The 12,589-nt window shown below is 71.2% G+C and carries 9 protein-coding genes and 1 tRNA gene; 8 read left to right on the forward strand and 2 right to left on the reverse strand.

What is annotated here, in order from left to right; all coding sequences use genetic code 11:
- Positions 1-153 precede the first annotated feature (153 nt).
- Both LV75_RS10500 and LV75_RS10505 read left to right on the forward strand, forming a co-directional pair.
- Complete coding sequence (locus LV75_RS10500) at positions 154-930, forward strand: S1 family peptidase (protein ID WP_253886621.1); 777 nt, start codon at positions 154-156, stop codon at positions 928-930.
- 78 nt (positions 931-1,008) lie between these two features.
- A complete protein-coding gene (locus LV75_RS10505; RefSeq protein ID WP_253886622.1) occupies positions 1,009-1,221 on the forward strand; it encodes an RNA-binding S4 domain-containing protein in 213 nt (70 codons plus the stop codon).
- On the opposite strand, the gene LV75_RS10510 is transcribed toward LV75_RS10505, so the two are convergent.
- Entirely contained in the window at positions 1,222-2,328 is a 1,107-nt protein-coding gene (locus LV75_RS10510; protein ID WP_253886623.1) for a L,D-transpeptidase, read from the reverse strand.
- 268 nt (positions 2,329-2,596) lie between these two features.
- On the opposite strand from LV75_RS10510, the gene LV75_RS10515 reads away from it, so the two are divergent.
- The 5 genes from LV75_RS10515 (at position 2,597) to LV75_RS10535 (ending at position 9,151) form a co-directional block, all read left to right on the forward strand.
- A tRNA-Lys gene (locus tag LV75_RS10515) sits at positions 2,597-2,669 on the forward strand.
- A 367-nt stretch (positions 2,670-3,036) separates the two neighbouring features.
- Positions 3,037-3,984: a M28 family metallopeptidase gene (locus LV75_RS10520; RefSeq protein ID WP_253886624.1), complete on the forward strand. Its 948-nt coding sequence runs from the start codon at positions 3,037-3,039 to the stop codon at positions 3,982-3,984.
- 1,371 nt (positions 3,985-5,355) lie between these two features.
- Positions 5,356-6,180: a DUF4184 family protein gene (locus tag LV75_RS10525; protein ID WP_253886625.1), complete on the forward strand. Its 825-nt coding sequence runs from the start codon at positions 5,356-5,358 to the stop codon at positions 6,178-6,180.
- A 294-nt stretch (positions 6,181-6,474) separates the two neighbouring features.
- Positions 6,475-7,458 (forward strand): LysR family transcriptional regulator, encoded by a 984-nt coding sequence (locus LV75_RS10530; RefSeq protein WP_253886626.1) that lies wholly within the window; start codon positions 6,475-6,477, stop codon positions 7,456-7,458.
- A 226-nt stretch (positions 7,459-7,684) separates the two neighbouring features.
- The gene (locus LV75_RS10535) at positions 7,685-9,151 is read left to right on the forward strand and encodes a S1 family peptidase (protein WP_253886627.1); all 1,467 of its coding nucleotides are present in this window, start codon (positions 7,685-7,687) and stop codon (positions 9,149-9,151) included.
- Between the two features lie 51 nt (positions 9,152-9,202).
- Here LV75_RS10535 and LV75_RS10540 read toward each other — a convergent pair whose 3' ends face one another.
- Entirely contained in the window at positions 9,203-10,855 is a 1,653-nt protein-coding gene (locus LV75_RS10540; protein WP_372504163.1) for a bifunctional 3'-5' exonuclease/DNA polymerase, read from the reverse strand.
- Positions 10,856-11,030: 175 nt separating this feature from the next.
- On the opposite strand from LV75_RS10540, the gene LV75_RS10545 reads away from it, so the two are divergent.
- Positions 11,031-12,584, forward strand: coding sequence for an acyl-CoA synthetase (locus tag LV75_RS10545; protein ID WP_253886897.1), 1,554 nt, complete (start codon positions 11,031-11,033; stop codon positions 12,582-12,584).
- The last annotated feature ends 5 nt before the right edge of the window (positions 12,585-12,589 follow it).

The following is a 12,589-nucleotide window of genomic DNA, read 5'->3' on the forward strand; positions in this document are numbered from 1 at the left end:
CAGATGAAGATGTTTCGGGCACGGGTCCCGGTGAGTGGTACACCACAATTGGTAACTGGGGACGCTGCTTGGCCCCTGGCGACCGGCACGTAGCGCTACCTACTTTTCTTGCGTCACCGGGACGAGGGCCCCGGTGCGGAAGGAGAGTGCCGAATGAAGGTTCGTTCCCTGCTGCTCGGCCTGCTGGCCGCGGCCGCGACCGCGATCGCCGCGCCCGCGGCGGCCACCGCGGCCCCTGAAGGCGACCCGGTCATGACCCCGGCGATCGTCGGCGGCGGCAACGCCACCCAGACCTACAGCTTCATGGCGTCGCTGCAGAGCACCTCCGGCAGCCACTTCTGTGGCGGCTCGCTGATCAAGGCCAACTGGATCGTCACCGCCGCGCACTGCGTGCAGGGCAAGTCGGCGGCCAGCGTGCAGGCCCGCATCGGCACGACGAACCGGACCAGCGGCGGCACCGTCGCCCGGGCGTCGCGGATCATCATCCACCCGAGCTACCGGACCAGCTACGACATCGCGCTGATCCAGCTCAGCACCAGCGTCACCCAGGCGCCGGTGAAGATCGCCGCCAGCTCGGGCGCCACCAACCAGGCCAGCCGCATCATCGGCTGGGGCCAGACCTGCCCGGCCCCCGGCGGCTGCGGTGCCCCCGTCACGCTCCAGCAGCTCGACACCTCGGTCGTGGCCGACACCCGGTGCTCCGGCATCTCCGGCTCGATCGAGATCTGCACCAACAACCCCGGCGGCCGCGCGGGCGCCTGCTACGGCGACTCCGGTGGCCCGCAGATCATCTCCGTCAGCGGTGCGTGGCAGCTGACCGGCGCCACCAGCCGCTCCGGTGGTGGCTCGCAGTGCGCCCAGGCGCCGTCGATCTACACCGACGTCGTCGCGCACAAGACCTGGATCACCGGCTACACCGGTGCGCTCTAGGCAGCGATAAGCACTAGCTGAACCAGGTGCCCCCACCCTGTCCCGGGTGGGGGCACCTGTGCGCTCTAGGGTCATCCCATGCGTGACGTGCAGATCCGCGACGACATGATCCGGCTGGGACAGTTGCTCAAGCTCGCGGGCATCGCCGAGGACGGGACCCACGCCAAGGACCTCTTGGACGCCGGTGACGTTTCCGTCAACGGCGAGCAGGAGTTCCGGCGCGGCAGGCAGGTCCACCCGGGCGACCAGGTGACCGTGGGCCGCGAAGAGATCCGGGTCACCTCGCCCTGACTACTTCTTGCCGCCTGCCTTCCAGGTCTCCCACGGCACTTGCCACACGCTCAAGCCGTCCCACGCCTCTAGAACCGGGCCGCCGGAGTTCTGCACGACGATCACGTCGCCCTTGTTGGAGATGCTCTGCAACCAAGCGGCGTTCTCGGTCGACATGTTGATGCAGCCGTGGCTGACGTTGCGCACGCCTTGATCGCGCACCGACCACGGCGCTGAGTGGTAGAAGATGCCGCTATTGGACATCCGCGACGCCACTGCCACCTTCGTGCGGTAGCCGGCCGCTGAGTCGGCGGGAACGCCGTAGGTCGAGGAGTCCATCACGTAGTTCGTGTGCTCACTCATGACCGTGTACGTGCCTACCGGCGTCTCGTGGGCCTTCTTACCGAGCGAGACCGGGATCGTGCGGGCGACGGCACCGTTCACTGTCACCGTCATCTGGTGAGTGGCACCGTCGGCGACGGCGACCACCGAGTCGCCGATGGTCACGGTCGCCTTGCGGTCTTCACGACCGAAGACACCGTTGCCGAGGTTCTTCCCGTAGATCGCGGCGTTGACGCTAACGGTCGTGCCAGCCTTCCAGTACTCCTTCGGCCGCCAGTGCACTTCCTTGTCGTTGAACCAGTAGTAGGCACCCTCGGTCGCGGGCGTCGCGGTGACCTGAATGGCCTTCTCCGCTGCCGCCTTGTCGGTGATCGCGGTGTCGAAGTAGAACGCGAAGGTCTGCCCAACGCCGACCTTCTGGCCGTCCAACGGGTTCATCGACAGCGTCGCCTGCCGCTTCGGCTTCGCGGTCGTGAAGGTCGAAGTGGACGAAGCGGGTTTGCCCTGCCCGTCCTGCGCTGTGGCGGTGGTCGTGTAGGTCTTGCTGTACCCCAGCGGTTCCGTGCTCTGCCACGACCCGCCGTCGGCGGCGAGCGTGCCCGCGACCACGCGGCTGTCCTGTCCCGTCACCGCCACTGCGGTGAGCTTGCCGCCCGTCGCCGCGACCGTCACGGGCTCACCCGGCGCGACGTCGGCAGCCTTGTCGGCGGGGGTCAGCGCCAACGCCAGCGGTGCCGAGGGTTTGGACGACGAGGTGCTGGTCGCTGTGGGTGTCGACCCCGCCACGCTCGTACCACCCGACTGAGCGGACTCCGCCGCGGTACAACCCGCAACCGCGGCCACCGCCGCCACCGCCCCGACCCACGCCCATCCCCTGGCCATACCCGTTCCGCCGTTCCCGCTTCACACCAAGCCCCGACCTGTGTGAACAGTGTGCCCGACCGGACCGACACGATCGAGTGAGACCGGTGCATCCGCACTAGACACCCCCTGATTTCTGCCGGTGCGACACCCTGTGCTAACTTTTCACCCGTCAGCAGGAGAGATCCTGAGAGCGCCGCTAGCTCAACTGGCAGAGCAGCTGGCTCTTAACCAGCGGGTTCGGGGTTCGAGTCCCTGGCGGCGCACAGCCTCAGCCGACCTATGTCCACGGAATGCGTGGACCGGGTCGGCTGTTTTTGTATCTGGGGGGCGACCCCCCCAGGCCCCCACGGTGCGGTGGGCGGTGGGCGGCGGAGCCGGTGGTTCGCGCGATGCGGTAGCGGTCCGGTGTGGATGGTCGCGTCTTCTTTGAGGGTCCGGTGTGGAGGGGGTTGTGGTGTTAACAGTGTGCCAATGGTGATTGGCGCACTGGTGGGCGCTTGCGTGCAGGGGTGTTGACCTGCGCATATGCGCATCTGGCAATAAAGGGAATGGTGTGGGCTTCCGGACGAACCGGGCAGTGGATCAGTATCGGAGTGGTTGTCCCCGATCCCCCTGCAGGAGGCACCAACCATGCCAAGGAAAGCCGTTCTGCCCATCGCGGCCGGGCTGGCCCTCGTCGCCGCCGTGCTGACGATCCCGACGGCCAGCGCGGGTCAGTCGCTCGCGGCGCCGGACATCTCGGTCGCGAACGTGCAGGCCCACCTCAACCAGTTCCAGACCATCGCCAACAACAACGGCGGCAACCGGGCGCACGGCAGGCCCGGCTACAAGGCGTCGGTGGACTGGGTGAAGGCCAAGCTCGACGCGGCGGGCTGGACGACGTCGGTGCGCACGTTCACCACCAGCGGGGCGACCGGGTACAACCTGATCGCGGACTGGCCCGGTGGCGACGCCAACAACGTCCTGATGGCGGGCGCGCACCTCGACAGCGTGAGCGCGGGCCCGGGCATCAACGACAACGGCAGCGGTTCGGCCGGTCTGCTCGAGGTCGCCCTGGCGGTGTCGCGGGCGCAGGCCAGGCCCACCAAGCACCTGCGGTTCGGCTGGTGGGGCGCCGAGGAGCTCGGCCTGGTCGGCTCGACCGCTTACGTCAACTCGCTGTCGACGACCGACCGGGCGAAGATCAAGGGCTACCTGAACTTCGACATGACCGGCTCGCCGAACCCGGCCTACTTCGTGTACTCCTCCAGCGGCCAGCCCACCGGCTCGTCGGCGCTGCAGTCGGCGCTCGAGGAGCACTTCCGCAACATCGGCGTCCCCACCGAGACCACCTCGGTCGGCGGCCGCTCCGACCACGCCGCCTTCGCCCGCTCCGGCATCCCCGTCGGCGGCCTGTTCAGCGGTGCCGAGGGCCGCAAGACCGCCGCCCAGGCCCAGAAGTGGGGCGGGACCGCGAACGCCGCGTTCGACCCCTGCTACCACCGCTCGTGCGACCGCACCACCAACATCAACGCCACCGCCCTGGACCGGCACAGCGACGCCATCGCCTACTCGATCTGGAAGCTCGCAGGCATCTAACCCCCTTGCTTGGCCTTTGACACCCACGAACACGGGCGCGGTCGGCCGCACCCGGACGCGGGCCACCCCGGACGGGGGGTGGCCCGCTTGTGTTTCTCCGACCCCAGCCCGGACCTGTTGGGCCGCAACAGCTTTCACCGGCCTTGGCCGCCCGCTGGGACACCGCCCGCTGCGCCCAGGCCCTGCGGCACTGTGTCACCCCCCGCCACCGCGGCGACGCCCTTGTCTCTTCGGGCGCCTGGCTGCCCTCTCCGCCCCGCTGGCTCCCCGCCGACCACTACCCCCGCCCGCGGGCCTTCCTTTCACCCGTTCCAGCGACAGAAGTTATCCACATGTGGATCTTCGGGGCCCCGCTTTCAAGATCCACTGTCGGTGGGGCCTAGTAGACTGGCCCTGGGGCCGCCCCCCGGAGAGGGTGGGGGCTGCGCCCCGGACCCGCGCGCGGGGGCAGGGTTGAGCCGTCGCTGGTAGTGGCTAGAGGCGGGACGGATCGGGGTCCACCGCGTTTGCCGGTGACGACGTGCGCCGCCGCAGGTGTGCAACCCGGCGAATCGGCTCGTCACCACGCGGTTGCCTGGTCTGCTGGACGCCTTGGCCTGGGGGAGCGTCGAGGTGGGGTGATCGCGAGGCTGCCGAGTGGCGTCCGCATTCGAGCGGCGGGCAACCCGGCGAACCAGCTCGTCATCACGCGGTTGCCCGGTTTGCTGGACGCCTTGGCTCGGGTGAGCGGTCTCAGCTGGGGTTGGGGTGATCGCGGGGCTGGGGCGATGGGTGTCCGCATTCGAGCGGCGGGTAGCCCGGCGAGCCAGCTTGTCGCCGCGCTGTTGCCCGGTTTGCTGGACACCTCGACTTGGGGGGTCTCGGCTGGGGGTGGGGTGATCGCGAGGCTGGGCGAGGGGTGTCTGCATTCGAGCTGGCAATGCGGATTCGGCCCCGCGGCAGGGCCGCTTCCAGGCGCAGCGGTGACGCGGACGGGCGTCGCACCCGAGGCGGCATCGCCTTCCGCGTTGGTCGCGATCCCACCGCGACGATGTGCTCAGCACCGACTTGATCACCAGCGAAACGACTTCCGCCCACACCCCGCCCTGCCAGCCACCCCGCACCAACATCCCCAGGTCAACGCCACCTCCCCGCCTCAACCTTCACCCGTCCCAGCGACAAAAGTTATCCACATGTGGATCTCCAACGCCCCGTTCCCAAGATCCACTGTCACCCCACCCCGGTAGACTGGCCCTGGGGCCGCCCCCCGGTGAGGGTGGGGGGAGCGCCCCCGACCCGCGTGCGTGGGGGGAGCGGGTGGGGGCGGGGTTCTCCACAGGATGTGCACCACAAGGCCGCGTGGCCGACACAGGGCGCCGGCATTGTGGCGCCATGCCCTACACGTTGTCCCACGCCGCCGCGGTGTTGCCGTTTGTTCGGCGGGCGCCGTTGGTGGGGTCGGCGCTGGTGGTGGGGTCGATGTCGCCGGACCTGCTGTACTTCGTCGCGCTCGAGCCCGGGGTGGACCGGCGCACGCACACCTGGCTCGGGTTGGTGCTGATCGACCTGCCCGTCGCCCTCGCGGTGCTCGCCGTGTTCCACAGCCTCGTCGCCCCGGCTCTGGTGGGGTTGGCGCCGCGGTGGGTTCGGGAGCGGGTACACCCCCGACCGCCGCGGCTGGGGGTCGCGGCGGTCGGGTGGATCGTGGTGTCGGTGCTGCTCGGCGGGGTGACGCACCTGGTGTGGGACGCCTTCACCCACCACGAGGGCTGGGTGGTGGTGCAGTACCCGAAGCTGTTCCGCGAGTGGCTGTGGGTCGGCATGCCGCGCTACCACTTCTTGCAGCTCTTCAGCAGTGTGGTCGGTGGGGTCGTGCTGGTGTGGTGGAGCGTGCTGACATTGCGCCGCCGGGAGCCGCGCGATCCCGGGGCGCTCTACGGCCCGCCGCGGCGGCCTTGGCTGGTCATCGCCGCTGTCGTGGGGGCCGGGGTGGGGTTGGCGGCGGTGCGCGCGGTGACCGTGATGGCCTGGATGGAGCACCAGTCGGTGGTCGGGTTCGCCAAGACGCTGGCGGCGGGGGTCGCGCCGAGCGGGGCGCAGGTGGCGGCCGGGACGGCCCGGATCGCGATCTGCGTGGTCACCGGCATGTTCGTCGCGCTGATGGTGGTCGGGGTGCTCCAGCGTGCGAGGCAGCGCACAGCCGGACCAGTGGACTAGACCGCCCAGTCCGTGCTGGACTGTCCACAGAGGTCAACCGGGGCCCCGGGTGGAGCGCTCCCACGGCCCGCGGAGTGCCCGCGCCCGCTGGCAACGCCCGACCGGGGCGGCTAACGTGCAACTTGCAGATTGACGTCTACGCACGTGGCCGCACGCTCGCACCCCTGAACCAGAGTTGCACACTCGGTGAACAGAGTTGTCGCTAACCGGTAGTGTTCGCGCAACAACAGGCAGAACTCGTGCACCGTGGTCCTAGGGCTTGGCGTTGGTGATCCTTCGGCCTAGCTTTGTCCCATGGAGCTGGAGCTGCGCCACTTCAAAATCATCGTTGCGGTCGCCGAGGCGGGCAGCATCACCAAGGCCGCGTCCACCCTTGGGCTCGCCCAACCCGCGCTGACCGCACAGCTCCACCGGATCGAGCGCGCGCTCGGTGGACCTCTCTTCGAACGCGACCGCAAGGGTGCGAGACCGACCGCGCTCGGCGAGTTGGTGCTGTCGCGGGCACGCCTGCTGCTGCCCGCGGTGTCCGGGCTGCGCGAGGAGGCGGCCCGGTTCGCCAACAACGCCGCGCTGCCCGGGGACACCCCGGCGCGGTTGCGGCTGGGCTCGGCGACCGGACCGGTGCTCGGCGGGCTGGTGCACCAGCTCAACGCCGCCTACCCCGACCTGCACGTCACCACGCACGTGTCCTGGTCGTCGGAGGAGCTGGCGTCGATGGTGGCCGACGGGCGGGTGGACTACACCCTCGTCGGCGTCTGCGGCGACGCGCCGCCCCCGTCGCAACCCGGGCTGATCTGGCGGACGCTGGCCACCGACCCGGTGTTCGTGCTGCTGTCGGACAAGCACCCGCTGGCGAACCTGCCCGAGGTGGAGCTGTCCGAGCTGGCCGGGTCCCAGTGGGGCGCGACCCCCGGTGACGGCTGTTTCGCCGACTGTTTCGCCGCAGCCTGCGCGCGGGCCGGGTTCACCCCGCGCACCCTCTACGAGACCGACGTGAACAGCTGCATCGACCTGGTCGAGTCCGGCGACGCCGTGGTGCTGTGCCAGCCGATGTTCCGCAAGATGCCCGGCGTGGTGCCGGTGCCGATCGCGGGCAACCCGCTGCGCTGGCGCAACCTGATCGGCTGGCACCCCGACGGCTCTGCCGCGGCGTTCTCCGACCAGTTGGTGAAGATGGCCAGCACGGCCTACGCCGACGTCATCGCCCGCAGCACCCGCTACACCGAGTTCCTGCGCGATCATCCCGGGTTCGGCGTCGAGCGCCCGGAGGCGGTCTGAGCGCCTGAGCAGTGCATAGCGCGGGTGCTATGGCCAAGTCATATGGACCGAAGGTCTGTGATCCGGATTACTGTGCCAGGCACCTGCTGACCGTTTCGTCCGGTTGATCTCCGTCAGCCGGACTCCCCGCGACCGAAGTGCGCTCGGCCGGACCAGCCACCCGGCCCGCTTCGCCGCGCCGGTACGCAGCCATCCCGTAAACCTTCCCCTGCACGAGGAGAACGGCATGGCAAGACGCATCACAGCCCTGCTCTCAGCCACCGTGGCGACGGCCGGTGTCGTCGTCGCGGTGTCCTTATCGGCCGAGGCGGCACCCGCCCCGCCCGCGGCCGCCGACGGAATGCGCGCGGCGATGCAGCGCGACCTCGGCCTGTCCGCCGAGCAGGCGGGCACCCGCATCACCAACGAGGACCGGGCCGCCAAGGCCGACCGGGCGCTGCGCAAGCAGTTGGCCAACCGGCACGGCGGCTCCTGGTACGACGCGGGCCGGGGCAAGCTCGTCGTCGCGGTAACCGACACCGGGGCCGCCGCGGCCGCCAGGTCCGCCGGTGCCGACGCGGTCGTCGTGTCCCGCACGGAGGCGCAGCTCGACGACCTCAAGGCCAAACTGGACGCCAACCTGGCGCGCAGCCCGAAGACCGTCCCCGCCTGGTACGTCGACGTCACGAGCAACAAGATCGTGGTCAAGTCGCGCGGCTCGGCGCTGGCCGCGGCCCGCGCGTTCGTCGCGGCCAGCGGTGTCCCCGCTGACGCGGTCGCCGTCGAGGCCTCGGACGAGTCCCCGCGCAAGCTGATCGACGTGGTCGGCGGCAACGCGTACTACATCGGCAGCGGCACCCGCTGCTCGGTCGGCTTCTCGGTCAACGGTGGCTTCATCACCGCGGGCCACTGCGGCCGCACCGGCGCCACCACGACGACGCCCAGCGGCAGCTTCGCCGGGTCGAGCTTCCCCGGCAACGACTACGCGTTCGTCCGGGTCAACTCCGGCAACACGATGATCGGCGCCGTCAACAATTACTCCGGCGGTCGCGTCGCCGTCGCGGGCAGCACCGAGGCGCCGGTCGGCTCCTCGATCTGCCGCTCCGGCTCCACCACCGGCTGGCACTGCGGCACGATCCAGGCCCGCAACTCCTCGGTCACCTACCCCGAGGGCACCATCACCGGCCTGATCCGCACCAACGTCTGCGCCGAGCCGGGCGACTCCGGCGGCTCCGCCATCTCCGGCAGCCAGGCCCAGGGCGTGACCTCCGGCGGATCCGGCAACTGCTCCTCCGGCGGGACGACCTACTTCCAGCCGGTCAACGAGATCCTGCAGGTCTACGGGTTGAGCCTGGTCACCGGCGGTGGGACGCCGCCGACGACCACGCCGCCCACCACCCCGCCGGGCACCTGCACCGGCACCACCTACACCGGCAGCCTCGCCAGCGGCGGGCAGGCCATCCAGCCGAACAACAGCTACTACCAGACCAGCGTCACCGGTGCGCACCGCGGCTGCCTCACCGGGCCGTCCGGGACGGACTTCGACCTGAACCTGCAGAAGTGGAACGGGAGCAGCTGGGCGAACGTGGCCAGCGGCACCACACCGTCCAATGTGGAGTCCGTTTCGTACACCGGCACCGCGGGTTACTACCGGTGGCAGGTGCACGCGTACAGCGGCTCCGGCAGCTACACCCTGCGGGCCTCGCGCCCGTAATGCTCTTGCGACAGACGAGCGGCCGACTCCCGGTGGGGGTCGGCCGCTCGGTCATTTGGCGTCGGCGTAGCTCTGGGCCACTTGCGCCACGAGCGGGAACAGCACCGCCGTCTCCGGGAACACCAGGGCACTGGCTTCCTCCGCCGCCGCCCCGATCTCGGCGACGGCGATCTCGGCCACCTCCGCGGGGCAGTGCACCAGCACCTCGTCGTGCTGGAAGAACACGATCTGGGCCAGCGGCGCCACCTGGAACAGCCGCCGCCGCAGGGTCGCCAGCATCGTCAGCGCCCAGTCCGCCGCGCTCGCCTGCACTACGAAGTTCCGGGTGAACCGACCCCACTCCCGGGCCGCCTGCCGTCCCGCCCGCTGCTCGGTCTCGGTCTCCGAGGCCCCGGTCCGCTCCCGCCAGGCGGCGCTCGGCGGCGGGCTGGTGCGCCCCAGCCGCGACCGCACGACCCGCCCCTCCTCGCCCGCCCGCGCGGCCTGCTCCACGTACTCGACGGCCACCGGGAACCGCTTGCGCAGCACGGCGAGCAGCGGCCCGGCCTCGCCGCTGGTGCCGCCGTACATCGCCGAGAGCATCGCGATCTTCGCCCGGCCCCGGTCCCCGTCGAACGCGTCCGCGGCCAGGCTCGTGTAGAGGTCGTCGGTCGCCGAGACCTCGGCGAAGCGCTGGTCGCCGGAGAGGGCGCCGAGCACCCGCGGCTCCAGTTGGGACGCGTCGGCCGCCACCAGCGACCAGCCGGGATCGGCCCGGACCGCGGTCCGCAACGCCTTCGGCAACTGCAGCGCCGCCCCGCCGCGGGTCGCCCACCGCCCCGACACGACCCCGCCGACCACGTACTCCGGCCGGAACCGGCCCGCGGTCACCCACGAGTCCAGCCAGGACCACCCGTGCGCGACCCACAGCCGCGCCAACTCCTTGTACTCCAGCAGCGGCGCCACAGCCGGGTGCTCGATCTCGCGCAGCACCCACGCCCGCGCCGACGACACCTCAATGCCCTCGCGCGCGAACGCCTTCACGATGCTCGGCGGGTGGTCCGGGTTGATCGGCCTGCCCGCGAACGCCGCGCTGATCCGCTCCGCCAGCACCGCGAGCTTGGCGGGCCGCACCCCCGGCGCCGTGCGCGGACCCAGCATCTCGGTGAGCAGTCCGGTGTGGACCTCGGCGCGCCAGGGGAGTCCGTGGTGGCTCATCTCGGCCGCGGCCAGCCCGCCCGCCGACTCGGCGGCGGCCAGCAACCGCAGCCGGTCCGGGTGGGCGGTCGCGGCGAGCCTGCGCTCCTGGTCGGTCAGCACCTCGGTCGCCGCGAGCACCGGGTCCACGCCGACCGGGGTGGTGCCGCGGTCGGTCTCGAACAGCGCGGGCGGCCCGTCGCGGACCAGCGGTGGTGGGTCCGCGGGCTCGGCGAGGCGGCGCGGCCTGGCCCAGGCGGCCGCCAGGTTGCGCGGCTTGCCCGGCTGCTGCTCGAAGGCGAGCAGGATGCCCTCGACCAGCGCCAAGTCGTGGCACCGGCCCAGCCGCACGCCCGCGCGCAGCAGTGCCGGGTACGCCTCGTCCAGCGAGGGCAGCACCCACCGGGGCGCGTGCCGCCGTTCCAGGTCCCCCATCCACGCGGCGAGGTCGGGGACGTCGATGGGGGACTGGTCGGGCAAGACCGCCCGTCCCGCCCCCTCGGCTCCTGGTACCACCACGACGCGCACTTCGGCATTCTGGGTCATGACCCTGACAATCGCTGGTGGTTGACGCGCCAGTAGGTTCTGCGGCACGGTGTTACCCCTGGGTAACACCTGTTGGGAGGCGTCGGTGAGCGAGTACCTGACCCGCGTTCGCGAGCTGGCCGCGAAGGTCCCCACCGCGGTCCGCAGCGTCGATGTCATGCGCCGCGCCGGGCTGGTGCCGCTGGGCAGGCCCGACCACGTGCTCGGCTCGATGATCGCGATGCGCCGGTTGGGGCCGATCGCCGGGGCCGCCCGGATCGCCGCCACCCGCGACCGGACCGCGATCGGGCTGGTCGACGAGCGCGGGCCGCTGACCTTCGCCGAGCTCGACCGCAGGTCCAACGCGCTGGCCAGGGCGTTCGCCGCGCGCGGGGTCACCCCGGACTCGGTGGTGGCGCTGCTGGCCCGCGACCACCGCGGCGCCGTGGAGACGATGCTGGCCGCGTCCAAGCTCGGCGCCCGGTTACTGCTGATGAACACCGGCTTCGCCCGCCCGCAACTGGTCGACGTGGCCGAGCGGGAGGGTGTCACCGTCTTCGTCTACGACCAGGAGTTCACCCCGCTGGTCGAGGCGCTGCCCCGGTCGCTGCCCAGCTTCCTGGCCTGGGTCGACGACGCGCCCGAGGGGGCGGTCACCCTGGAGGACTTGATCGCCGCGACCGACGACCGCGCCGTGCCGATGCCGCGCCAACCGGGCGGGATGGTGCTGCTCACCAGCGGCACCACCGGCACCCCGAAGGGCGCGCCCCGCCAGGTCCGCTCGCCGCTGGCCGCCGCGCAGTTCCTCGACCGCATCCCGCTGCGCACCGGTGAGGCGACCGTCCTGGCCGCACCGCTGTTCCACGCGACCGGCTTCTCGCAGTTCATCATCTCTTTCGCGCTCGGCTCGCGGGTCGTCGTGCGCCGCAGGTTCGACCCCGAGGCCACCCTCGCCGCGATCGCCGACAACCGGGCCACCGCGCTCGTGCTGGTGCCGACCATGCTGCAGCGCGTCCTCGACCTGGGCGCGGACGTGCTCGGCCGCTACGACACCAGCAGCCTGCGGATCGTGTTCACCGCCGGGTCCGCGCTGTCGCCCGAGTTGGGCGACCGGGCCACCCGGGTGTTCGGCGAGGTGATCCACAACCTGTACGGCTCGACCGAGGTGTCGGTCGCCTCGGTCGCCACCCCCGAGGACTGGCGCGCGGCACCCGGCACGGTCGGCAAGCCCCCGGTCGGGTGCCGGGTCGTGCTCTACGACGCCGACGGCGCGCCGGTGGTCGAGCCGGGCGTGACCGGGCGGGTGTTCGCGGGCAGCGGGCTCGCCTTCGGCGGGTACACCGACGGGCGGCACAAGGAGGTCATCGGCGGGCTGCTGTCCACCGGGGACGTCGGGCACTTCGACGCCGCCGGGCGGCTGTTCATCGACGGCCGCGACGACGACATGATCGTCTCCGGTGGCGAGAACGTGTTCCCCGGCGAGATCGAGAACCTGCTCGTCGCCTTCCCCGGCGTGGTTGAGGCCGCGGTGCTCGGGGTACCCGACGCCGAGTTCGGCCAGCGGCTCAAGGCGTTCGTGGTCCTGGAGCCCGGCGCGGCGGTCACCGAGGAGCGGTTGCGCGAGCACGTGCGCGGCAACCTGGCCCGGTTCAAAGTGCCCAGGGAAGTCGTCTTCCTCGACGAGTTGCCGCGCAACGCCACCGGCAAACTGCTGCGCAACCAGCTCGGCTGATATCA

The organism is Actinokineospora diospyrosa, assembly GCF_024171925.1.
GTDB lineage: Bacteria > Actinomycetota > Actinomycetes > Mycobacteriales > Pseudonocardiaceae > Actinokineospora > Actinokineospora diospyrosa.